At 60.1% G+C, this 23470-nt stretch carries 22 protein-coding genes; 13 read left to right on the forward strand and 9 right to left on the reverse strand.

Annotation, left to right across the window (positions count from 1 at the left end; translation table 11 throughout):
- Positions 1 to 110: 110 nt before the first annotated feature.
- The gene (locus QOL84_RS20735; protein ID WP_283438397.1) at positions 111 to 1346 is read left to right on the forward strand and encodes a sterol desaturase family protein; all 1236 of its coding nucleotides are present in this window, start codon (positions 111 to 113) and stop codon (positions 1344 to 1346) included.
- On the opposite strand, the gene QOL84_RS20740 is transcribed toward QOL84_RS20735, so the two are convergent.
- Positions 1327 to 1983 carry a DedA family protein gene (locus QOL84_RS20740; protein ID WP_129396008.1) on the reverse strand — a complete coding sequence of 219 codons (657 nt, stop codon included), beginning with the start codon at positions 1981 to 1983 and terminating at the stop codon, positions 1327 to 1329. The genes QOL84_RS20735 and QOL84_RS20740 overlap by 20 nt on opposite strands.
- Before the next feature lie 207 nt (positions 1984 to 2190).
- On the opposite strand from QOL84_RS20740, the gene hemB reads away from it, so the two are divergent.
- Together hemB and ppk1 are read left to right on the forward strand one after the other, a co-directional pair.
- Positions 2191 to 3204: a porphobilinogen synthase gene (gene hemB / locus QOL84_RS20745; protein ID WP_283438398.1), complete on the forward strand. Its 1014-nt coding sequence runs from the start codon at positions 2191 to 2193 to the stop codon at positions 3202 to 3204.
- 18 nt (positions 3205 to 3222) lie between these two features.
- Complete coding sequence (gene ppk1, locus QOL84_RS20750) at positions 3223 to 5448, forward strand: polyphosphate kinase 1 (RefSeq protein WP_129396006.1); 2226 nt, start codon at positions 3223 to 3225, stop codon at positions 5446 to 5448.
- 272 nt (positions 5449 to 5720) lie between these two features.
- On the opposite strand, the gene ppx is transcribed toward ppk1, so the two are convergent.
- The 5 genes from ppx to QOL84_RS20775 all read right to left on the reverse strand — a co-directional run bounded on the left by ppx (position 5721) and on the right by QOL84_RS20775 (position 10307).
- Positions 5721 to 7223, reverse strand: a complete 1503-nt coding sequence (gene ppx / locus QOL84_RS20755; RefSeq protein ID WP_129396005.1) for an exopolyphosphatase — start codon at positions 7221 to 7223, stop codon at positions 5721 to 5723.
- A 237-nt stretch (positions 7224 to 7460) separates the two neighbouring features.
- Complete coding sequence (locus tag QOL84_RS20760; RefSeq protein ID WP_283438399.1) at positions 7461 to 8198, reverse strand: amino acid ABC transporter ATP-binding protein; 738 nt, start codon at positions 8196 to 8198, stop codon at positions 7461 to 7463.
- Complete coding sequence (locus QOL84_RS20765; protein WP_283438400.1) at positions 8185 to 8835, reverse strand: amino acid ABC transporter permease; 651 nt, start codon at positions 8833 to 8835, stop codon at positions 8185 to 8187. The genes QOL84_RS20760 and QOL84_RS20765 overlap by 14 nt, the downstream gene beginning before the upstream one ends.
- The gene (locus QOL84_RS20770; protein WP_283438401.1) at positions 8832 to 9500 is read right to left on the reverse strand and encodes an amino acid ABC transporter permease; all 669 of its coding nucleotides are present in this window, start codon (positions 9498 to 9500) and stop codon (positions 8832 to 8834) included. Before QOL84_RS20770 ends, QOL84_RS20765 begins: the two co-directional genes overlap by 4 nt.
- Positions 9501 to 9521: 21 nt before the next feature.
- Entirely contained in the window at positions 9522 to 10307 is a 786-nt protein-coding gene (locus tag QOL84_RS20775) for a transporter substrate-binding domain-containing protein (protein ID WP_129396001.1), read from the reverse strand.
- A gap of 256 nt (positions 10308 to 10563) precedes the next feature.
- On the opposite strand from QOL84_RS20775, the gene QOL84_RS20780 reads away from it, so the two are divergent.
- The 7 genes from QOL84_RS20780 (at position 10564) to QOL84_RS20810 (ending at position 18805) form a co-directional block, all read left to right on the forward strand.
- Complete coding sequence (locus QOL84_RS20780; protein WP_283438402.1) at positions 10564 to 11271, forward strand: FadR/GntR family transcriptional regulator; 708 nt, start codon at positions 10564 to 10566, stop codon at positions 11269 to 11271.
- Positions 11272 to 11391: 120 nt separating this feature from the next.
- The gene (gene trxA / locus QOL84_RS20785; RefSeq protein ID WP_283438403.1) at positions 11392 to 11721 is read left to right on the forward strand and encodes a thioredoxin TrxA; all 330 of its coding nucleotides are present in this window, start codon (positions 11392 to 11394) and stop codon (positions 11719 to 11721) included.
- 249 nt (positions 11722 to 11970) lie between these two features.
- Positions 11971 to 13230 carry a transcription termination factor Rho gene (rho, locus tag QOL84_RS20790; RefSeq protein WP_003229334.1) on the forward strand — a complete coding sequence of 420 codons (1260 nt, stop codon included), beginning with the start codon at positions 11971 to 11973 and terminating at the stop codon, positions 13228 to 13230.
- Positions 13231 to 13437: 207 nt separating this feature from the next.
- Positions 13438 to 15435, forward strand: a complete 1998-nt coding sequence (locus QOL84_RS20795; protein WP_283438404.1) for an acyltransferase family protein — start codon at positions 13438 to 13440, stop codon at positions 15433 to 15435.
- Positions 15436 to 15504: 69 nt separating this feature from the next.
- Positions 15505 to 16971: a 4-hydroxy-3-polyprenylbenzoate decarboxylase gene (gene ubiD / locus QOL84_RS20800; protein WP_077574985.1), complete on the forward strand. Its 1467-nt coding sequence runs from the start codon at positions 15505 to 15507 to the stop codon at positions 16969 to 16971.
- The gene (locus QOL84_RS20805) at positions 16971 to 17939 is read left to right on the forward strand and encodes a CDP-6-deoxy-delta-3,4-glucoseen reductase (protein WP_283438405.1); all 969 of its coding nucleotides are present in this window, start codon (positions 16971 to 16973) and stop codon (positions 17937 to 17939) included. Before ubiD ends, QOL84_RS20805 begins: the two co-directional genes overlap by 1 nt.
- A gap of 197 nt (positions 17940 to 18136) precedes the next feature.
- Positions 18137 to 18805, forward strand: a complete 669-nt coding sequence (locus tag QOL84_RS20810) for a gamma-glutamylcyclotransferase (RefSeq protein WP_129395996.1) — start codon at positions 18137 to 18139, stop codon at positions 18803 to 18805.
- On the opposite strand, the gene glpT is transcribed toward QOL84_RS20810, so the two are convergent.
- A complete protein-coding gene (gene glpT / locus QOL84_RS20815) occupies positions 18781 to 20130 on the reverse strand; it encodes a glycerol-3-phosphate transporter (RefSeq protein WP_129395995.1) in 1350 nt (449 codons plus the stop codon). The genes QOL84_RS20810 and glpT overlap by 25 nt on opposite strands.
- Before the next feature lie 225 nt (positions 20131 to 20355).
- Between glpT and QOL84_RS20820 the strand changes: the two genes are divergently transcribed.
- Positions 20356 to 21057: a flagellar basal body-associated protein FliL gene (locus QOL84_RS20820; RefSeq protein ID WP_283438406.1), complete on the forward strand. Its 702-nt coding sequence runs from the start codon at positions 20356 to 20358 to the stop codon at positions 21055 to 21057.
- Here QOL84_RS20820 and QOL84_RS20825 read toward each other — a convergent pair.
- Entirely contained in the window at positions 21002 to 21979 is a 978-nt protein-coding gene (locus QOL84_RS20825) for an NADPH:quinone oxidoreductase family protein (protein WP_283438407.1), read from the reverse strand. The two genes, QOL84_RS20820 and QOL84_RS20825, sit on opposite strands and share 56 nt — an antisense overlap.
- 150 nt (positions 21980 to 22129) lie before the next feature.
- Between QOL84_RS20825 and QOL84_RS20830 the strand changes: the two genes are divergently transcribed.
- Positions 22130 to 22537, forward strand: coding sequence for a flagellar basal body-associated protein FliL (locus QOL84_RS20830; protein ID WP_034151993.1), 408 nt, complete (start codon positions 22130 to 22132; stop codon positions 22535 to 22537).
- Positions 22538 to 22649: 112 nt separating this feature from the next.
- On the opposite strand, the gene QOL84_RS20835 is transcribed toward QOL84_RS20830, so the two are convergent.
- Complete coding sequence (locus tag QOL84_RS20835; RefSeq protein ID WP_127930177.1) at positions 22650 to 23102, reverse strand: EVE domain-containing protein; 453 nt, start codon at positions 23100 to 23102, stop codon at positions 22650 to 22652.
- Positions 23103 to 23299: 197 nt separating this feature from the next.
- Here QOL84_RS20835 and QOL84_RS20840 point away from each other — a divergent pair, with 197 nt between their 5' ends.
- Positions 23300 to 23455, forward strand: coding sequence for a hypothetical protein (locus QOL84_RS20840; protein ID WP_008081430.1), 156 nt, complete (start codon positions 23300 to 23302; stop codon positions 23453 to 23455).
- Positions 23456 to 23470 lie beyond the last annotated feature (15 nt).

Consider the following 23470-nt stretch of genomic DNA (forward strand, 5'->3'; position numbering starts at 1 on the left):
CTCTCCAGATTCATGGCGCTAAATGTCCACTAAATTGTCGCGTGTTGCCATAGGGTTAATCCGTGGCTGCGCCTAGGATCTATTGCATACGTTTGCGAGCGGGGCGCGTCATGGATTTCATTCTGTATGCGGTGCCGTTTTTCCTGGTGTTGATCGCGGTGGAGCTGCTTGCCGACCGTTGGCGCGGGGTCAGCAACTATCGCTTGGCCGATGCGGTGAACAGCATCAGCACCGGCGTGCTCTCGACCACCACCGGGCTGCTGACCAAAGGCGTCGGGCTTCTGACTTACGCATTTGCCCTCAAGCATCTGGCATTGCTCAGACTTTCGGCGGACAGCGTCTGGGTCTGGATTTTTGCCTTCGTCCTCTACGACTTCTGCTACTACTGGCTGCACCGCCTGGGCCACGAGCGCAACATCCTCTGGGCGGCGCATTCGGTGCATCACCAGAGCGAGGAGTACAACCTTTCCACCGCGCTGCGCCAGACCAGTACCGGGTTTCTGCTCGGCTGGATTTTCTACCTGCCGATGGCCGTGTTCGGTGTGCCGTTGCTGGTATTCGTCAGCGTCGCGGCGCTGAACCTGCTTTATCAATTCTGGGTGCACACCCAACACATTCCCAAGCTCGGCTGGTTCGAGTGGTGCTTCGTTACGCCGTCCAATCATCGGGCTCACCATGCACAGAACGCTCTCTACATGGATCGCAACTACGGCGGGGTGTTCATTCTTTGGGATCGGCTGTTCGGCACGTTTCAGGAAGAGGACGACAACGAGCCAGTGATTTTCGGCGTGACCACACCGCTGGCGAGCTGGAATCCGCTGTGGGCCAATCTGCAGTTTTATGCGCAATTGTGGGATGACGCGCGGCGGGCCGGGAGTCCGTGGGACAAACTGCGAATCTGGTTCATGCGCACCGGTTGGCGGCCGGCGGATGTCGCAGCGAAGTACCCGATGAACAAGCCGGATCTGGCGCTGTTCCGCAAATTCGAGGTGCCGCTTGGGCGTCGTCAGCAGGGGTATGTGGCGGTGCAGTTTTGCATCTACATTGCGCTGGGCAGTTATCTGATGAACCTCGAGCGCGGCTTGCCGAGCGCCGCGCTGTTGCTTGGCTGGGGGGCGGTGGCGTTCGGTGTGTTTGCGTTGGGCGTGGCCCTGGAGAATCGCCCGTGGGCATTGCAAGTCGAGCTGCTGCGGCTGGCGTTGAACGTGCCGCTGGTGTGGCTGGCGCCGCTGGTCGGTCTGTGGCCGGCCAGCCCGCAAATGTGGGTCGGCTTGCTCGGTTACAGTCTGATCAGCGTTATCGGGTTATACCGCTGTCGCCGGCAGGTTACTCGGTGGGTGTCTTAGGTTCAGCGGGGTTGGCCTGTTCGGCCTTCAGCTGTTCAGCCTTGGCCGCTTTGGCGATTTGTTCGTCCTGGTAAACCTGTTTGGCCAGCCGCGCATTCTTGAAGCGGCGGCGCAGCCACAGGCCAACACCTAGAATCAACAGCGCACCCAATACCCACAGCTCGTACTTCTTGATGCTGCCGAGCATGCCTTCCAGCACCGCACCGAAGTGATAGGCAGCGGCGGCGAGGGCGCTGGCCCAGATCGCCGCGCCAATGCCATTGAGCAGCAGATAACGTCCCGGCGGATAACCCGACAGGCCGATCGCCACCGGCATTACCGTGCGCAGACCGTAAACGAAGCGGAAGCTCAGGACCCAGATGTCCGGATGCTTGCGGATGTGTTCCAGCGCGCGGTCACCCATCATCTGCCAGCGCGGTTTGCGCGCCAGCAACTTGCGCCCGTGCTTGCGGCCGAGGAAGTACCACAGCTGATCGCCGGCATAGCTGCCGAAGAACGCCACGACCACCACCATGTTGATGTCCATGTATCCACGGAACGCGAGGAAGCCCGCGAGCACCAGAATGGTTTCGCCTTCGAAGAACGTGCCGAGGAACAAGGCAAAGTAGCCAAAGTCATGCAGAAATTGTTGGAGCATTGTCTGGGTGCTGGCGAAATGAACGCGCAGCCTAACCCTTCGGACACATTCATGAAAGTGTCCAAATGTGTCTCGACGTGAACAATTCCTACACTGAGAATGGAATGCGGCTACACGTCACAGGTCTCACACAACTGTCATCTGTTCGTCATAATGGCCGTCTATAACTGTCACGCTCGCCCGTTTGCGCGGGCTCAGGAGTCCGCCGTGAGCTTTACCCCAGCCAATCGTCTGTTCCCAGCCACGCGCCTGCGCCGCAATCGCCGTGATGATTTTTCGCGTCGGTTGGTGCGGGAAAATGTGCTGACGGTCGATGACTTGATCCTGCCGGTGTTCGTGCTTGACGGTGAAAACCGCCGCGAAGCCGTGGCCTCGATGCCCGGGGTAGAGCGGCTGACTATCGATTTGCTGCTCGAAGAGGCGGCGAACTGGGTCGAACTGGGTATTCCGGCGCTGGCGCTGTTCCCGGTCACCCCTCCAGAACTGAAATCCCTCGACGCCGCTGAAGCCTGGAACCCCGAAGGCATCGCCCAGCGCGCCACCCGCGCCCTGCGTGAGCGTTTCCCGGAACTCGGCGTGATCACCGACGTGGCGCTCGATCCGTTCACCACCCATGGTCAGGACGGCATTCTCGACGAAGCAGGCTACGTACAGAACGACATCACCGTCGACGCACTGGTCCGCCAGGCGTTGTCCCACGCCGAAGCCGGCGCGCAGGTTGTCGCACCGTCGGACATGATGGACGGTCGCATCCAGGCGATCCGCGAAGCGCTGGAAATCGCCGGTCACGTCAACGTGCGGATCATGGCTTACTCGGCCAAGTACGCCAGCGCCTATTACGGGCCGTTCCGCGATGCGGTGGGTTCGGCGTCGAACCTCGGCAAAGCGAACAAGGCCTCCTATCAGATGGACCCGGCCAACAGTGACGAAGCGCTGCACGAAGTCGGTGCGGACTTGTCTGAAGGCGCGGACATGGTCATGGTCAAACCGGGCATGCCCTACCTGGACATTCTTTTCCGGGTAAAAGATGCCTTCAAAGTGCCGACCTTCGTCTACCAGGTTAGCGGCGAATACGCCATGCACATGGCGGCGATCCAGAATGGCTGGTTGAGCGAGGCGGTGATTGTCGAATCACTGACCGCCTTTAAACGTGCCGGTGCTGATGGCATCCTGACTTACTTTGCTGTCCGTGCCGCTCAATTGTTACGAGAGCAGAAATAGCCCTCCCAGGAACATTCGATGAATACCGAAGGACTCACTGAAGTTGCCGTAAAAGAAGCTCAACCGGTGGTCGAGCAAATCACCGAAACCCCGCCGGAACTCGAGCCTGCGCCGCCCGCGCCGGTGGCCGAACCTGCGGCGGCGGTGCCAGCCATCGCCATTCCCGGTCTGGATGACAGCAGCCTGTACATCCACCGCGAGCTCTCGCAACTGCAATTCAATATCCGTGTGCTGGAACAGGCACTGGACGAGTCCTATCCGTTGCTGGAACGCTTGAAGTTCCTGCTGATCTTCTCGAGCAACCTCGACGAATTCTTCGAAATCCGCGTTGCCGGCCTGAAGAAGCAGATCACCTTCGCCCGTGAACAGGCCGGTGCCGACGGTCTGCAACCGCATCAGGCGCTGGCGCGGATCAGCGAGCTGGTGCACGGTCACGTTGATCGTCAGTACGCGATCCTCAATGACATCCTGCTGCCGGAGCTGGAAAAGCATCAGGTGCGTTTCATCCGTCGCCGCAACTGGACGGTCAAGCTGAAGACCTGGGTGCGTCGCTATTTCCGCGACGAGATCGCGCCGATCATCACCCCGATCGGCCTCGACCCGACGCACCCGTTCCCGTTGCTGGTGAACAAGAGCCTGAACTTCATCGTCGAGCTGGAAGGTATCGACGCCTTCGGTCGCGATTCCGGCCTGGCGATCATCCCGGCGCCGCGCTTGCTGCCGCGGATCATCAAGGTGCCGGAAGAAGTCGGCGGCGCCGGCGACAACTATGTGTTCCTCTCGTCGATGATCCACGCCCACGCCGATGACCTGTTCCAGGGCATGAAGGTCAAGGGCTGCTACCAGTTCCGCCTGACCCGAAATGCCGACCTGGCGCTCGACTCCGAAGATGTAGAAGACCTCGCCCGCGCGCTGCGTGGCGAGTTGTTCTCGCGTCGTTACGGCGATGCGGTGCGTCTGGAAGTCGCTGACACTTGCCCGAAACACCTCTCGGACTATCTGCTCAAGCAGTTCAACCTGAGCGAGAGCGAGCTGTATCAGGTCAACGGCCCGGTCAACCTGACGCGGCTGTTCAGCATCACCGGTCTGGACAGTCATCCGGAGCTGCAATACACGCCGTTCACCCCGCAGATCCCGAAACTGCTGCAGAACAGCGAAAACATTTTCAGCGTGGTCAGCAAGCAGGACATCCTCTTGCTGCACCCGTTCGAGTCGTTCACCCCGGTGGTCGACCTGCTGCGCCAAGCGGCGAAAGACCCGCACGTACTCGCTGTGCGTCAGACCCTTTACCGCTCCGGCGCCAACTCCGAGATCGTCGATGCGCTGGTCGATGCCGCGCGTAACGGCAAGGAAGTCACGGCGGTCATCGAGCTGCGTGCGCGCTTCGACGAAGAGTCCAACCTGCAACTGGCCAGCCGTCTGCAAGCGGCCGGTGCGGTGGTGATTTACGGCGTGGTGGGCTTCAAGACCCACGCCAAGATGATGCTGATCCTGCGTCGCGAAGCCGGCGAGATCGTCCGTTACGCGCACCTTGGCACCGGTAACTACCACGCCGGCAACGCCAAGCTTTACACCGACTACAGCTTGCTGACTTCCGACGACGCCTTGTGCGAAGACGTCGGCAAACTGTTCAGCCAGTTGATCGGCATGGGCAAGACCCTGCGCATGAAGAAGCTGTTGCATGCGCCGTTCACCCTGAAAAAGGGCATGCTCGACATGATCGCCCGCGAGACGCAATTTGCGCTCGACGGCAAACCGGCGCACATCATTGCCAAGTTCAACTCGCTGACCGATCCGAAGATCATCCGCGCGTTGTACAAGGCCAGCCAGTCTGGCGTACGCATCGATCTGGTGGTGCGCGGCATGTGCTGCCTGCGTCCGGGCATCGCCGGGGTTTCGCACAACATCCATGTGCGCTCGATCATCGGCCGCTTCCTCGAACACACCCGCGTGTTCTACTTCCTCAATGGCGGCGACGAGCAGATGTTCCTCTCCAGCGCCGACTGGATGGAGCGCAACCTCGACAAGCGCGTCGAGACTTGCTTCCCGGTCGAAGGCAAGAAGCTGCTGACCCGCGTGAAGAAAGAACTCGAGCTGTACCTGACCGACAACACCCACAGCTGGAGCCTGCAGTCGGATGGCCGTTACATCCGCAACACGCCGACCGGCAACCAGAACCCGCGCAGCGCGCAGGCGACATTGCTGGAACGACTGGGCAGCCCGATTTTGCCGGTGAGCAGCTAAAGCCAAGAGCAAAAGCCCCTCATCGGAACGCCGCCCGCCTAACCCTCTCCCAGAGGGAGAGGGGACTGACCGAGGTGAATGTCAGGGTTACGCCGACTTGCAATACCGAGCCGAACTCAGGATTTGAAAAGCCCACAAATCGGCTCCCTCTCCCTCGGGAGAGGGCTGGGGTGAGGGGAAGGCCCAACTCCAATTTCAAGCCGAACCCAATAAAAAAGGCGATCCCTGAGGATCGCCTTTTTTATACCTGTCATTCACAAATTTGCTGGGTATCAGTGAACCGTGAGCACAATCCCCACCCGCGTCAGCCAATCCGCCTCAAGCCCGAAATCCGCCTGGGTCAGCTGATTTTCGTCCAGCCAGTTTTCCGGGAATTGCACATCCAGGGTATTGCCCTTGGCGTGCAACACCACCTGCGGCATCGCTTGGGTGCCACGAATGTGATGGAACAGAATCGCAAAGCGCAGCAGCACGCACAGGCGAATCAGCTTGTCACCGTCGTCACCGAAATCGGCAAACTTGTCCTTGGGAATGTTGCGCCGATGACCGCGCACCAGCAGGGCGAGCATCTGCTGGTCTTCGCGGGAGAAGCCGGCGAGGTCCGAGTGCTCGATCAAATAAGCGCCGTGTTTGTGATAGTGATAATGCGCAATATCGAGGCCGACTTCGTGCACTTTAGCTGCCCAGCCAAGGAGTTCGCGCCAGATGCCGTCATCCAGCTCCCAGTCCGCCGCGACCTGATCGAACGCGTGCAAGGCTTTGCGCTCGACTCGAGCGGCCTGTTGCAGATCGACGTGATAGCGCTCCATCAACGAGGTCAGGGTGCGTTCACGCACGTCTTCGTGATGATGACGGCCAAGCAGGTCATAGAGCACGCCTTCACGCAGCGCGCCGTCGCAGTGGTCCATGCGTTGCAGTTCGAGGGCGTCGAAAATCGCTTCGAGAATCGCCAGACCCGCCGGGAAAATGGTCCGGCGATCAGGCTTGATGCCTTCGAAGTCGATCTTGTCGACATCACCCAGTTTGAACAGACGACGCTTGAGCCACGCCAGACCTTCGGCGTTGACTTCGCCAGTGCCGTGACCGCCAGCCTTCAGCGCCAGGCCGATGGCGCGGATGGTGCCCGAGGAGCCGATGGCTTCATCCCAGGTCAGGCGATGCAGGGCGTGCTCGATGCTCATGATCTCCAGCCGCGCTGCGGTGTACGCCTGGGCGTAGCGGGCCGGGGTGATCTTGCCGTCCTTGAAATAGCGCTGGGTGAAGCTGACGCAGCCCATTTGCAGGCTTTCGCGCAGCAGCGGCTCGAAACGCTGACCAATGATGAATTCGGTACTGCCGCCGCCGATGTCGGCGACCAGACGTTTGCCCGGAGTGTCGGCGAGGGTATGCGACACGCCCAGATAAATCAGGCGCGCCTCTTCACGGCCGGAGATGACTTCCACCGGATGGCCGAGGATTTCTTCGGCGCGATGGATGAATTCGAGGCGGTTGCGCGCTTCCCGCAGGGCGTTGGTGCCGACGATGCGCACGGCGCCCAGCGGCATACCGTTGATCAGTTGGGCAAAACGCTTGAGGCAATCGAGGCCGCGCTGCATCGATTCTTCGTTGAGCTTGCGCTCATCGTCGATGCCGGCAGCCAGCTGAACTTTCTCGCCGAGACGCTCGAGAATGCGGATTTCGCCGTTCTGGGCTTTCGCCACGACCATGTGAAAGCTGTTGGAGCCCAGGTCGATTGCGGCGATCAGGGACAGATTCTTGGCTTGGGATTGCGGCATGGTCAGGGGGTCTCGGTCGATAACCTCGACATCGTGCCACGATCAAACGCTGGCGCCAACGCGCACGGCGCAAACCGGATCGTTCCCACGCTCTGCGTGGGAATGCAGGCCGGGACGCTCCGCGTCCCAAAAGCGGACGCAGAGCGTCCGGTGAGGCATTCCCACGCAGAGCGTGGGAACGATCAGACAGCTTCTGTGGCGAGGGAGCAAGCTCCCTCGCCACAGAAGAGGTGCGGATCAATTGACGGCTTCTACAGTGCCAATAAAGTTCGCCAGCTCCGCCGTCTGCGGATTGGCAAACAACACCTTCGGATCCCCCACCTCATGCACCTTGCCATGGTGCATGAACACCAGTTTGTCGCCCACCTCGCGGGCGAAGCGCATTTCGTGGGTGACCATGATCAATGTCATGCCTTCCCTGGCCAATTGGCGCACCACGCTGAGCACTTCGTTGACCAGTTCCGGGTCAAGCGCCGAGGTGATCTCATCGCACAGCAACACTTTCGGCGACATCGCCAATGCCCGGGCAATCGCCACGCGTTGTTGCTGGCCGCCGGACAGGCGATCCGGAAAGGCATCGAATTTCTCTCCGAGGCCGACGCGCTCCAGCATTGCGCGCGCCAGTTCCGCTGCCTTGGCTTTTGGCACTTTCTGCACCACCTGTGGCGCGAGCATGACGTTCTCGCCGACGGTGAGGTGCGGGAACAGGTTGAACTGCTGAAAAACCATACCGACTTTCTGCCGCAAGCTGCGCAAATCAGCGCGGGCAGCGTCGAGGTATTCGCCATCGACTTCGATCACGCCGTCGTTGATCGATTCCAGGCCGTTAAGCGTGCGCAGCAGGGTGGATTTGCCCGAGCCGCTGCGGCCGATGATCGCCACCACCTGGCCTTCTTCGACGCTGAGGTCGATGCCTTTGAGTACGTGGTGATCGCCGTAGTATTTATGCAGGGCGGAAATTCTAAGCAGAGGCATGCAGTCTCCTTTCCAGGTAGCGCGCACTGAGGGACAAGGGGTAGCAGAGCAGGAAATAGCCGAGGGCGACGAGGCCGTAGACCATGAACGGTTCAAACGTGGCGTTGGCGAGCATGCCGCCGGTCTTGGTCAGCTCGGTGAAGCCGATGATTGAGGTCACGGCGGTGCCTTTGACCACTTGCACCGAAAAACCCACGGTCGGCGCCACGGCAATCCGCAGCGCTTGCGGCAGGATCACGTAGCGCAGTTGCTCCAAGGGATTGAGCGCCAGACTCGCCGAGGCTTCCCACTGGCCATTGGAGATCGACTCGACGCAACCGCGCCAGATCTCTGCCAGATAGGCGCTGGTGAACAAGGTCAGGGCAATCGCTGCGGCCATCCACGGCGAAATCTCGATTCCGGCCAGCGCCACGCCGAAGAACACCAGAAACAGTTGCATCAACAGTGGCGTGCCCTGGAACAGCTCGATCCAGGTGCGGGCGATGTTGCTCGACACAGGGTTTTTCGAAATGCGCATGATCAGGATCAGCAGCCCGACGATCCCGCCACCGATAAACGCCACCAGCGACAACGCCAGCGTCCATTGCAGGCCGACGAGCAGGTTGCGCAGGATGTCCCAGAAGGTGAAATCGCTCATGCGTGGCTCCTGCTTATGTAGCGGCGACCGATCCAGTTGAGTAACTGGCGAATCAGCAGCGCCATGCACAGGTAGATCAGCGTGGTCAGCGCGTAGGTTTCAAAAGCGCGGAAGTTGCGCGACTGAATGAAGTTGGCGGCGAAGCTCAGCTCTTCGGTGGCGATCTGCGAACACACCGCCGAACCGAGCATGACGATGATGATCTGGCTGCTCAGCGCCGGCCAGACCTTGCCCAGCGCTGGCAGCAAGACCACGTGGCGGAACGCCTCGAAGCGGGTCATCGCCAATGCTGCTGCGGCTTCCAGCTGCCCGCGCGGGATCGCCTGGATGCCGGCACGGATGATCTCGGTCGAATAGGCGCCGAGGTTGATCACCATCGCCAGCACCGCCGCCTGCCATTCGGAAATCTGCACGCCAAGCGACGGCAGGCCGAAGAAGATGAAGAACAACTGCACCAGAAACGGCGTGTTGCGGATCAACTCGACGTAAACGCCGAATAGCGTCGAGAACGGGCGAATCTCCCACGCCCGCATCAGCGCCCCGACAATCCCGAGGCCGACCCCGAGCACCGCACCGATGGCGGTCAGCTCAAGGGTGAACAGCGCCCCGCGCAGCAGCAGGTCGGTGTTTTCCACCACCGGCATGAAATCGAACTGATAAGCCATGAAGGTCTCCCGCGCAGTCGATCAGAGATCGGCCGGCAGCGGCTCTTTCAGCCAGGTCTGCGAATTCTTTTCCAGTGCGCCGTCAGCCTTGGCGGTGGTCAGGATGTCGTTGACCTTGGCCAGCAGCGCCGCTTCGTTCTTGTTCACGCCGACGTAGACCGGTGAGTCCTTGAGCTTCACTTTCAGCGCCGGCACGCGTTTCGGGTTCTTCTCGCTGATCGCGACCATCACCACGTTGCCGCTGGCGATCAGGTCGACCTGGCCTGCGAGGTAGGCGGCGATGGTCGAGTTGTTGTCTTCGAAGCGCTTGATGGTCACACCTTCGGGAGCGACCTTGGTCAGCTCGATGTCTTCGATGGCACCACGGGTGACGCTGATGGTCTTGCCCTTGAGGTCGTCGAGGCTGGTAATCGCGGCGTCGGGCGGGCCGAACACGGCGAGGTAAAACGGTGCGTAGGCATGGGAGAAGTCGATGACCTTCTCGCGTTCGGGGTTTTTGCCGAGGCTGGAAATCACCAGGTCGACTTTGCCAGTGGTGAGAAACGGGATGCGGTTGGTGCTGTTGACCGGGGTCAGTTCAAGTTTGACCTTGAGTTGCTCGGCCAGCAGTTTTGCCGTGTCGATATCGAGGCCGCGCGGTTTCATGTCCGGGCCGACCGAGCCGAACGGCGGGAAGTCCTGAGGTACAGCGACTTTCAGTGTGCCGCGTTTGACCACGTCGTCGAGACCGTCGGCATGTGCGGGCGCCTGACAGAGCAGCAGGCCGGCAAACAGGGAAGCGAGGAGGGCGCTGTAACGCTGGGTCATGGACAATCTCCGGATCGGCGGGAAGTGATTTCTGTGATCGGACAGAGCATGCGCCGTGCCAATAGGCGGCCTTGGTAGCGGCAGGCCGCGGTTTCAGCGGGTTTGTTCGGTCTTACTGGTCTGAACAGTCAGGTTGTTTTTCGCACTGCCATGGCGCATCGGCCCCAAGCGTCGAACCCCGCTGGGGCACGACTTGCCGGACTCCTCGAATAGCTTTACAACTAGCCGCACATTGGCCCGGTGCGTCTGAAAAACCATGAACTCGATTTCCCGTGCGGTACCCGAAGTGGCGCTGCAAGCGATCCGCAAACTGATCAGCGAACAGGGCTTCGGCCCCGGCGATGCCTTGCCGTCGCAACGGGATCTGGCGCTGCAACTCGGTGTCAGTCGGGCATCGTTGCGTGAAGCGTTGTCATCGCTGAGTGCGCTGGGCGTGGTCAGTATTCAGCCGGGCAAGGGCGTTTTCGTGCAGGCGCCGGTGGAGTTGTCACGCGGCGATAGCGCGCCGGGCTGGTCGTTCGCGGCGCAGGCGTCGCCATTGGATATCTTTCAGTTGCGCTATGCGCTGGAGGGTTTCGCCGCAGGGCTGGCAGCGGTGACGCTGAGCACGTTCGATCTGGACGCGCTGGAAGACAATGTTGCGGCAATGCGCGAGCAATTGAAGGCCGGCGACTTTGAAGCCGCCGCGAAACTCGACTTCGAATTCCACCGGCGCATTCTGCTGGCGAGCGGCAATCAGGCGATGCTGAGCATCCTTACCGCCAGTGCCGAGATGTTTCTCGAGAGCCAGAAACTACCGTTCATCCGTGCCGAGCGCGCCATGGAAACCTGGCAGGAACACCGAAAAATCCTTCGTGCCCTCGCTCGCCGGGCATCCGCTGCTGCGCAAAAAGCCATGCAGGAACACGTGCGCAATGCGGCCCTGCGCACCGGGATCGCCTTCATCGCCCCCGCCACGGCGTGACTTGAGCTATACCCAAACTCATGGGGCACCATAGCAAGACTCAATCATCTGCGGCTTCCTGAACACAGGAAGGGCGGCTATGATGGGCCACGTTTTTTTGCTTACAACCTGGAGAATTCCATGAGCAGCGATCTTATCAAACACGTTAGCGACGCTAGCTTCGATGCCGACGTACTCAAGGCCGAAGGCGCTGTCCTGGTCGATTACTGGGCTGAATGGTGCGGTCCTTGCAAAATGATCGCTCCGGTACTGGACGAGATTGCCGAGACTTACAAAGGCAAGCTGACCGTTGCCAAACTGAACATCGACGAAAACCAGGAAACCCCGGCCAAGCATGGCGTGCGTGGTATCCCGACCTTGATGCTGTTCAAGGACGGTGAAGTCGCTGCGACCAAAGTCGGCGCGCTGTCGAAATCGCAACTGGCAGCTTTCCTCGACGCCAACATCTAAGCGTCGCAGTAAAGTGCTTTAAAAAAAGCCCCGCAAATAGCGGGGCTTTTTGCGTATTCAGGGCTAGACGCTCCGAAACTCAGGTGGTACATTCGGCCCCGCACTGGTTTCTCCATTGCCCCCTGCTAGCCGTCGCCGACGCACTCCTTTTCGAATTAGTTCGCGATCCTGTCGCCTTCTCCGCGGCGCGGCCTCATTAAGCCAAAAGCTTAATTTCCCCCCCTCCATAAATGATTACGTCATTCCTATATGAATCTGACTGAACTCAAGCAAAAGCCGATTACCGAACTGCTCGAATTGGCCGAACAGATGGGCATAGAAAATATGGCCCGTTCGCGCAAGCAGGACGTGATTTTCTCCCTGCTGAAAAAGCACGCTAAAAGCGGCGAGGAAATCTCCGGTGATGGCGTGCTGGAGATTCTCCAGGACGGCTTCGGCTTCCTGCGCTCCGCTGACGCTTCCTACCTGGCCGGCCCGGACGATATCTACGTCTCGCCAAGCCAGATCCGCCGCTTCAACTTGCGCACCGGTGACACCATCGTTGGCAAGATCCGCCCTCCGAAGGAAGGCGAGCGGTATTTCGCTCTGCTCAAGGTCGACACGATCAACTTCGATCGTCCCGAGAACGCGAAAAACAAGATTCTCTTCGAGAACCTGACCCCGCTGTTCCCGACCGTGCGCATGAAGATGGAAGCCGGTAACGGTTCCACCGAAGACTTGACCGGTCGTGTGATCGACCTGTGCGCCCCGATCGGCAAAGGCCAGCGTGGTCTGATCGTTGCGCCGCCGAAAGCCGGTAAAACGATCATGCTGCAAAACATCGCAGCGAACATCGCCCGTAACAACCCTGAAGTTCACCTGATCGTGCTGCTGATCGACGAGCGTCCGGAAGAAGTAACCGAAATGCAGCGCACCGTGCGCGGCGAAGTGGTTGCCTCGACTTTCGACGAACCGCCGACCCGTCACGTCCAGGTTGCCGAAATGGTGATCGAGAAGGCCAAGCGCCTGGTCGAACACAAGAAAGATGTGGTGATCCTGCTCGACTCCATCACCCGTCTGGCCCGCGCCTACAACACCGTGATTCCAAGCTCCGGCAAGGTCTTGACCGGTGGTGTCGATGCTCACGCCCTCGAGAAGCCAAAGCGTTTCTTCGGTGCTGCGCGTAACATCGAAGAAGGCGGCTCGCTGACCATTATCGCCACCGCGCTGGTTGAAACCGGCTCGAAGATGGACGAAGTGATCTACGAAGAGTTCAAGGGTACCGGCAACATGGAACTGCCTCTGGATCGCAAGATCGCCGAGAAGCGCGTGTTCCCGGCGATCAACATCAACCGCTCCGGCACCCGCCGCGAAGAGTTGCTGACTGCCGACGACGAACTGCAGCGCATGTGGATTCTGCGTAAGCTGCTGCACCCGATGGACGAAGTCGCTGCCATCGAGTTCCTGGTCGACAAGCTGAAAACGACCAAGACCAACGACGAGTTCTTCCTGTCGATGAAGCGCAAGTAACATCGCCGGCTGAGCCGATAAAAATGGCGTCCCTATGGGGGCGCTATTTTTTTGCCCGGATTTTGACTGGATTTTGTCTCAGCGATGGGACGATGGCGATCTGGTAAGGTCTGTGCCTTGCAGAATGAGCAGCAACGTACGAGACCGTTTCCGGGTAAGAGATTCCGGCTGTACAAATAATAACCAACTGATTGGCATTAAAGATTTATGAGCACACTCGCTTATCGAAGGGATATCGACGGCTTGCGGGCAGTCGCGGTCATCGCCGTGGTGCTGTTCCATTTTGGCGTCCCGGGGTTTACCGGCGGTTTTGTCGGGGTTGACGTGTTTTTCGTCATTTCCGGCTACCTGATCACTTCGATTATCTGGAACCAGCGTCAGGCTGGACGGTTCAGCTTCGTCGAGTTCTGGGCACGCCGTGCGCGGCGGATTCTGCCGGCGCTGTTCGCGATGATCATTGCGGTGCTGGCGGTGGGCTGGTTCCTGCTGGCGCCCAAGGATTACGAAGAGCTGGGGCGCTCAGTGCGCTATCAGGTGCTGTTCGTCTCGAACATCCTGTTTATGCGTCAGGACGGCTATTTCGACGTCGCCTCTGACCTCAAGCCGATGTTGCACACCTGGTCGCTGGCGGTTGAAGAGCAGTTCTACATCCTCTTCCCGCTGCTGCTGGCGGTGCTGTCGAGTCGCCTCAAGCACTGGCGACTGGCGCTGTTCGCGATTCTGCTGGTGTCCTTCGGTCTGAGCGTGTGGGCGGTCAGTCACCACCCGGAAAAAGCCTTCTTCCTGCTGCCAATGCGCGCCTGGGAACTGCTCGCCGGGGCGATGCTGGCGGTCGCGCCGAAGCATGCCTGGCGCTTGAAGCCGATGGCGGCGCAACTGTTGAGCCTGCTCGGCATGGGCCTGATCCTGCTGGCGGTGTTCGGCTACAGCAAAGCCACACCATTCCCCGGTGCTGCGGCGCTGCTGCCTGTGCTCGGTGTGGTGCTGCTGATTTTCGCCAACGGTCATCGCGAGACTGTTGTTGGTCAATTGTTGAGCAGTAAGGTGATGGTCGGTTTCGGCCTGATCTCTTATTCCTGGTACCTGTGGCATTGGCCGGTGTTCGTGTTTTCCAGCTATGCCAGCGTCGAGGAAATCAGCGCGCTCGATAACGCCGGATTAATTCTGCTGACGCTGGTGCTGGGTTATCTGTCGTGGAAATTCATCGAAACGCCGTTCCGCGAGCGCCGTTTGCTCGCCGGTCGTCGGCCGATTCTGATCGCTGGCGCCCTCGGTGTGCTGGTGCTGGCGCTGGCCGGGCAAACCCTGCGCTGGACCGATGGCTTGCCGTGGCGTCTGTCCGATCAGGCGCTGCAATTTGCCCGTGGCCACGACTGGCGGCCGGAGTTGATGGCGTGCCTGGCGGACGACAAGACACCTGACGACAAACTGTTCTGTCATTACGGCGTGGCCGACGTGCCGGCGCAAGCGATGGTCTGGGGCGACAGTCATGCCACGGCGCTGATTCCGGTGTTCGATGACGGCGCGAAAGCCCATGACGTCAGCGTGATTCTGGCCAGTTCCCCTGGCTGCATTCCGGTGGAGGGTCTTGAACATGGCCCGGTATGTGCGCATTTCAACCGCCGGATCGAGCAGGCCCTGAAAGAGAAAACCGTCAGCGATGTGGTGCTGGTCGCGCGCTGGAGCCTGTATCTCTACGGCGATGCCAATGGCGACTTGGGCCACGTGCTGAGAACCCCCGACGGTCGTTACGATCGCGCCGCTGCCGAGCAACGTCTGGCCGCTGGCCTGCGCACGCGCGTTGCGCAACTGCGTGCCAGCGGCCATCGGGTCTGGCTGGTCAAGGAGGCGCCGCTGCAGGCCTTCAGCCCGCCGTACCGTCTGACGCGACTGGCGATGCTCGATCGTTCGGTCGAGGGCGTTGGTCAGCAAGTTGCCGTACATCACGAGCGTCAGGTGTTTATCAGCCAGTTGTTCGCCGAGCTGGCCAAAGACCCGGCAGTGCGTGTGGTCGATCCTGCGCCACGCCTGTGTGATGAAAAGGGACTCTGTCACGCAGAACTCGACGGCTACTCGCTGTACACCGACGATAATCACCTCTCGGAAGTCGGCGCGCGCCTGGTGGCACCGATCATGGAGCCGCTGTTCATCAGCCTGCAAGGCCGGGAAAACCTTGGCAAAGCCCGGACGAATGCAGCCAAGTAAGCAGCGACAGGCTGCCACAGGGCTGCATAGCAGGTAGGATGTACGCCTATTTTGAGGGTGCCATCGTCAATGAAATTCAAGGATCTTCGGGATTTCGTGCAGCAGCTTGAGCAGCGCGGAGAGTTGAAACGCATCCAGATTCCCGTCTCGCCGGTGCTGGAGATGACTGAGGTGTGTGACCGCACGCTACGGGCCAAAGGCCCGGCGCTGCTGTTCGAGAAGCCCACCGGCTACGACATTCCGGTGCTCGGCAACCTGTTCGGCACCCCCGAGCGGGTGGCCATGGGCATGGGCGCCGAGTCGGTCAGCGAGCTGCGCGAAATTGGCAAGCTGCTGGCGTTCCTCAAGGAGCCCGAGCCGCCGAAGGGCTTGAAAGACGCGTGGTCGAAGCTGCCGATCTTCCGCAAGATCATCTCGATGGCGCCGAAAGTCGTCAAAGACGCGGTGTGCCAGGAAGTGGTCATCGAAGGCGACGACGTCGACCTGGCGATGCTGCCGGTGCAGACCTGTTGGCCCGGCGACGTCGGCCCGCTGATCACCTGGGGCCTGACCGTCACCAAAGGCCCGAACAAGGACCGCCAGAACCTCGGCATCTACCGTCAGCAAGTGATCGGCCGCAACAAGGTGATCATGCGTTGGCTGAGCCACCGTGGCGGCGCGCTGGATTACCGCGAATGGTGCGAGAAGCATCCGGGCCAACCGTTTCCGGTGTCCGTGGCGCTGGGCGCGGATCCGGCGACCATTCTTGGCGCCGTGACGCCAGTGCCGGACAGCCTGTCCGAATACGCTTTCGCCGGTCTCTTGCGCGGTAACCGCACCGAACTGGTCAAGTGCCGTGGCAATGACCTGCAAGTGCCGGCCACCGCCGAAATCATCCTCGAAGGCGTGATCCATCCGGGCGAAATGGCCGATGAAGGCCCGTACGGCGACCACACCGGTTACTACAACGAAGTCGACAGCTTCCCGGTGTTCACCGTCGAGCGCATCACCCACCGGATCAAACCGATCTACCACAGCACTTACACCGGCCGTCCGCCGGATGAGCCGGCGATTCTCGGCGTCGCACTGAACGAAGTGTTCGTGCCGATCCTGCAAAAGCAGTTCCCGGAGATCACCGACTTCTACCTGCCGCCGGAAGGCTGTTCGTACCGCATGGCCATCGTGACCATGAAGAAGTCGTATCCGGGGCACGCCAAGCGCGTGATGCTCGGTGTCTGGTCGTTTTTACGACAGTTCATGTACACCAAGTTCGTTATCGTCACTGACGACGATATCAACGCCCGTGACTGGAACGACGTGATCTGGGCCATCACCACGCGCATGGACCCCAAGCGCGACACGGTGATGATCGATAACACGCCGATCGACTACCTCGACTTCGCCTCGCCGATCTCCGGCCTGGGTTCGAAAATGGGCCTCGATGCCACCCACAAGTGGCCGGGCGAAACCACTCGCGAGTGGGGTCGCGTGATCGTCAAGGACGACGCCGTCACCCAACGGATCGATGCCATCTGGAATCAGTTAGGAATAGATTGATGCGTGTAACCCTGCAGCCCTCCGGAGCAGTGCTTGAGATACAGCCCGGTGAGCGGATTCTCGATGGTGCGCGGCGCCTGGGCTACGAATGCCCGCAAAGCTGCCGCAACGGCAATTGTCACGTGTGTGCGGCGCTGCTGGTCGAAGGCCGCGTCGAACAGGCCGGCAAGGTGCATGACCACGGCGAGTTCTACACTTGCATAGCCGAGCCGCTGGAAGACTGCATCCTGCTGTGGGATGGCGTGCTCGCGTTGGGAGAACTGCCGGTGCGCAGCCTGTCATGTCAGGTCATCGAATGCCGCGACGTCGGTGGCGACACCTGGCGCGTGCGTCTGCGTGCGCCGGCCGGCAAGCCGCCGCGTTATCACGCCGGGCAGTACCTGATGATCGAACGTGAGAACGGCGAGAAGTCGGCGTTCTCCATGGCTTCGGCACCGCACGGCGGGCGCGATCTGGAAATCCATGTGCTGGCGCGCGAAGCCAGTGCACTGAGCCTGATCGAACAGCTGCAACGCAATGCGATGGTGCGTGTCGAGCTGCCATTCGGTGATACGCATCTGGCCGAGCTGCCCGACGGGCCGCTGGTGTTGGTTGCCGCCGGCACCGGCATGGGCCAGATTCACGCGCTGATCGAACACTGTCGCGCCAATGGCTTCAAACATCCCGTGCATCTGTACTGGGGCGTGCGTCGTCCGGAAGATTTCTATGAAATCGAACACTGGGACGAATGGCTGAAGTTACCCAACCTGTTCCTGCACAAAGTCGTCAGCGATCAATGTGGCTGGGAAGGGCGCTGCGGCATGCTGCACGAGGCGGTTTGTGAAGACTTCCCGGATCTGAAACCGCTGCACGTCTACGCGAGCGGCTCGCCGGCGATGGTCTATGGCACCCTCGACGCCTTGGTCGAAGCCGGGATGGATGCCCATCAAATGCGTGCGGATGTGTTCGCCTACGCGCCTCGTCCCTGAATCCGTTATAACTCTCTATATAGCCGATCGGTATTTATGTAATTGCATAAATACCGCTAGGTTATATATCAATCAGGCAATCAATTAAGAACTGTGCCATGGCACTCAAATTGCCTTAAAACATATGTGCCTTATTGTTACAGCGGTGCGTTCTATTAAGTAATTCTTCACCCGCGGGGAGCTGAACGCTATTCGCCATGAGCGCCATTGAAAACGCTTTTCTGAATTTGAATTACCCTCCGCGGCTCGATCTAGGGCCGCAGCTGACGCACGAACAACTTCTCGCTTCCATGCAATCGACCATGGCGCGCCACAAGGGCGGGCCGGTGTGGCTGTTCGCCTACGGTTCGCTGATCTGGCGGCCGGAATGTTCGGCGGTGGAGCGGGTGCGCGGACGTGTGCATGGCTACCATCGCGGCTTGTACCTGTGGTCGCACGAGCATCGCGGTACGCCGGAGTTGCCCGGCCTGGTGTTTGGTCTGGATCGCGGCGGTTCGTGCAGCGGCTTTGCTTATCGCTTGCCGGAAGACAATCTCGATGCGGCGCTGTACGCGCTGTGGAAACGCGAGATGCCGGTGCCGTCCTATCGGCCACACTGGCTCAACTGCCGTCTCGCCGACGGTAGCCAGGTGCAGGCCTTGGGATTTGTGTTGGAGCGGCACCTGCCCAGCTATGCTGGCAACTTGCCGGATCACGTGCTGAGCCAAGTGTTTGCAAGCGCCAGCGGGCGTTACGGCACCACTCGCGATTATGTCGAGCAGACCGCACACGCCCTGCGCAGCCACGCCATGCCAGACCGCAATCTGGAGGCGCGGCTCAAGCGCTGTAAATCACAGACCGATCAAGCGACCGCTTCACGGCTCTGACTGGCAACTTGCTTGTGCCACAGGGTCGGGGCGAGGAAGGCCATCGACAGCAGGCAAGCGCCCACCAGCAGGACAAAACCACCGTCCCAGCCGAAATGGTCAACGGTGTAGCCCATCGCTGCACTGGCCGCGACCGAACCACCGAGATAACCGAACAAGCCAGTGAAGCCCGCCGCAGTGCCGGCGGCTTTCTTCGGTGCCAGTTCCAGCGCCTGCAGGCCGATCAGCATTACCGGGCCGTAGATCAGAAAGCCGATCGAGAACAGCGCGATCATGTCGACGGTCGGGTTACCGGCTGGGTTCAGCCAGTAGACCAGGGTCGCGACAGTCACCAGCGCCATGAACACCATGCCGGTCAGGCCACGGTTGCCACGGAAGATCTTGTCCGACATCCAGCCGCACAGCAGCGTGCCAGGAATACCCGCCCACTCGTAGAAAAAGTACGCCCACGAAGTTTTATCGACGGTGAAGCCCTTGGCTTCTTTCAGATAGGTCGGTGCCCAGTCCAGCACGCCGTAGCGCAGCAGGTAGACGAAGACGTTGGCCATGGCGATGTACCAGAGCATTTTGTTGCGCAGCACGTATTTGACGAAGATCTCTTTCGCGCTGAATTCGTCTTCGTGGCTGTCGTCGTAGCCTTCCGGGTAGTCGTTCTTGTACTTCTCGATCGGCGGCAGGCCGACCGATTGCGGGGTGTCGCGCATGGTGATGAAGGCAAACACCGCGACGCCCAGCGCCACCGCTGCCGGTACGTAGAACGCCGCGTGCCAGTCGTTGAACAGGCCCATGCCGAGCAGGAACAGCGGGCCGATCAGACCGCCGCCGACGTTATGCGCCACGTTCCATACCGACACCACGCCGCCGCGTTCCTTCTGCGACCACCAGTGCACCATGGTCCGGCCACTTGGCGGCCAGCCCATGCCCTGGGCCCAGCCGTTGATGAACAGCAGGATGAACATCATGGTCACGCTGGACGTTGCCCAAGGCGCGAAACCGAACACGAACATCACCCCCGCCGAGACCAACAGGCCGAACGGCAGGAAGAAGCGCGGGTTGGAGCGGTCGGACACCAGGCCCATGAGGAATTTCGACAAGCCATAGGCGATGGCAATCGCCGACATCGCCAGACCCAGATCGCCACGGCTGTAGCCTTCGTCGATCAGGTACGGCATGGCCAGGGAGAAGTTTTTGCGCAGCAGGTAATAACCCGCGTAGCCAAAGAAAATACCGGCGAAGATCTGCCAGCGCAGGCGTCGGTAAGTGCTGTCTATTTTTTCTTCAGGCAGTGGAGCCTGATGTGCGGCAGGACGAAAGAAAGCAAACATTCAAGAGCTCCAGATTTCTTGTTTTGACTGCGGATGCGAATGTTACAGTTTCGTTACCGAAAATAGCACCGGTTCGCATCGGCAAAACAGCGGAAAATGTTGGAAGTCGCGCGTTCCATTACGAACCTGTCGCTCAGCTGTAAGAACAGGGCGTTTTTGTAGCGTCCGCAATTTTCTGTCTTAGACTCGCGATCAATAAGCCGATTGATTGCCCAGAGACGAATGATGGCCCCGAGGATTCGCAGGTTACTGCCGAGATTGCTGATGGTGATTGCCGTCACCGTTTCAGTTTTGGTGTTGAGTTTCGCCCAAGGCTCGGCGGCGCCGGGGCTGCGCAACGCCACCGTGCTGATTATTCGCCATGCTGAAAAACCGGATGTCGGGCGCGAACTCAACGCTCGCGGCGAGCAGCGCGCTGCGGCTTACGCCGACTATTTTGACCCGCTGAAGCTGAACGGTCAGACACTCATCCCGCAACGCCTGATCGCCACGGCCGACAGCGCGCAAAGCATCCGGCCTCGGCAGACGCTGATCCCGCTGTCGCAACGCCTGCAATTGCCGATCGAACAACCCTTTGCCAATAACGACGTCGACAAACTGGTCAATCAGTTGCGCGCGAGCAATCAGGCGAACACCGTGCTGATCGCCTGGCATCACGGCCACATCAATAAACTCATCGCAGCGTTCGGCGGCAATGGCCCGGCACTGATCGGCCAGCCGAAGTGGCCGGTGGATGTTTACGACTGGCTGATTGTCTTGCGCTTCGATGACAAGGGGCAGCTCATCGAATCACGCAGCGAGAAGGTTCAGGAACAACTGATGCCGGGCGACCTCGCAGCGTCGCCCGGCAGTTGCAGGGGCTGCGCCGTGCTCAGCGCACCTGCACCACCACCTTGCCCACTGCCTTGCGCTGGCCAAGGTCATTGATTGCTTGCGCCGCATTGCTCAGCGGATAGACCTGCGACACCAACGGCTTCAATTTGCCCTCGGCGAACCAGCTGAACAACTGCTGGAAGTTCGCCGCGTTGTCCTGCGGCTGGCGCTGGGCGAATGAACCCCAGAACACGCCGAGTACCGCCGCGCCCTTGAGCAATGCGAGGTTGACCGGCAGTTCCGGGATGCGTCCGCTGGCGAAGCCGACGACCAGCAGGCGACCGTTCCAGGCGATGGCGCGGATGGCCTGATCGAACAAGTCACCGCCGACCGGATCGTAAATCACATCAGCGCCCTGGCCGTCGGTAAGACGTTTGATCTCATCCTTGAGGCTGGTTTCGCTGTAGTTGATCAGCTCATCGGCGCCGGCAGCCTTGGCCACCGCCAGTTTCTCGGCGCTGCTCGCGGCGGCGATGACGCGGGCGCCCATGGCTTTGCCGATTTCCACGGCTGCCAGGCCAACACCGCCGGATGCGCCAAGCACCAACAGGGTTTCACCCGCTTGCAGGTTGGCGCGTTGCTTGAGCGCGTGCATCGAGGTGCCGTAGGTCATGCTGAAAGCGGCGGCGATGTTGAAGTCCATCGACGGCGGGATCGGCAGCACGTTGTAGCCCGGCACCGCGACCTGTTCAGCGAAACTGCCCCAGCCGGTCAGGGCCATGACCCGGTCGCCGACCTTGAGATGGCTGACCTTTTCGCCGACTTCGCGCACCACGCCAGCGGCCTCACCACCCGGCGAGAACGGGAAGGGCGGCTTGAATTGGTACTTGCCCTCGATGATCAGCGTGTCGGGAAAGTTGACCCCGGCGGCGTGCACCTCCAGCAGGATTTCGTTCTTCTTCGGGGCGGGGCTGGCGACGTCTTCCAGCACCAGCGATTCGGCAGGGCCGAAGGCTTTGCACAGCACGGCTTTCATCAGGGCTATTCCTTTGGGAGTGATGGCCGATAAGTGTAGGTGTGTCAGTCAACGGGTCAACGAGCATGCCCGACCCTGATAGTCAGCCATAAGCTTGTGCTTGCGCGCCGTGTCGTTATGCTAGGCCGCAAACCGGATAAGGAGCGAATTGTGAAAGCGTGGATCATGTTGTTGCTGGCCCTGTCTCTGCCTGTGGCAGCGCTGGCCGAAGAAGCCAAAGAAGGCGAAGCGCCGAAGGTGAGCTACATCACCCTGAGCCCGCCGTTCGTGGGTAACTATGGGCTGGATGGCACGCCGAAGCTCAAGGTCTACAAGGCCGACGTGGCACTGCGCGTGACTGGCGAGGAGTCGGCGAAACTGGTCAAGGCCAACGAACCGTTGATCCGCAATCAGCTGGTGGCGCTGTTTACTCAACAGACGACCGAGGCGATGGGCAGCATCGAAGGTAAAGAGAAGCTGCGTCAGGAAGCCTTGAAGCAGACCCAGCAAGTGATGAATGACGAGACCGGAAAACCGGTGGTTGAAGATCTGTTGTTCAACAACCTGATCATTCAATAAGTCATTTGTCCGGGCTGGCCTCATCGCGAGCAGGCTCACTCCTACAGTTGGAATGCGTTCCCCTGTAGGAGTGAGCCTGCTCGCGATGGCGATGTTTCAAGCAACATATTCCTCAGGGTTTGAGTGCAATTACCGCCGCCCACTGTTCAGGTGTGACCGGCATCACCGACAACCTCGAACCCTTCTGCACCAACGGCATCTCCGCCAACGCGGTCTGCTGCTTCAGATAGTCCAGCTTCAACACCCGCGCAAACGTCTCGACGTGTTCAACGTCAATCGCACTCCACGCATTCTTCTCTGGCGTTGCCTTCGGGTCGAAGTAATGACTTTCCGGCTCCAGTGCGGTGGGATCCGGGTACGCCGCCTCGATTATCTTGCCGATTCCGGCAATTCCCGGCTCCGGGCAGCTGGAATGGTAGAAAAAGAACTCATCACCCACCGCCATCGAGCGCAGGAAGTTACGTGCCTGATAGTTGCGAACCCCGTCCCAGCGCGCTTTGCCAAGCTTTTCCAAACCTTTGATCGAGAGTTCGTCGGGTTCGGATTTCATCAGCCAATAGGCCATGTCTTGTGCTCCTGAAACGGTCATTGGGCAGGTTGTCGGGCAATTTTATGACAAACCGACGGTCGGTTGACGTCAGCGTTTGCGCAGAGGTTCACGTTGTCGCAAAATGCCGGCCTTTAAAGCTTGACGCTGCTGCACGGCCTACGAACGGAAACCGCTGCTGTCATCGTGATGATGTGCCTTGAGGGGGGCAATCGATGAAACGCAAACCGGATTTACTATGGACTTTGGTAATTTTGTTTGGCTTGGGCGTGGTGACCACCGGTTACGCGCAAAGTCTGTGGACAACCAAGGCTGACGCGCCGATCGAAGTCGCGCAACAGGTTCAACAGTCGACAGCTTTCAAGCGCTGATACTGCCTTTTCGAC

It is taken from the genome of Pseudomonas helmanticensis (assembly GCF_900182985.1).
GTDB lineage: Bacteria > Pseudomonadota > Gammaproteobacteria > Pseudomonadales > Pseudomonadaceae > Aquipseudomonas > Aquipseudomonas helmanticensis.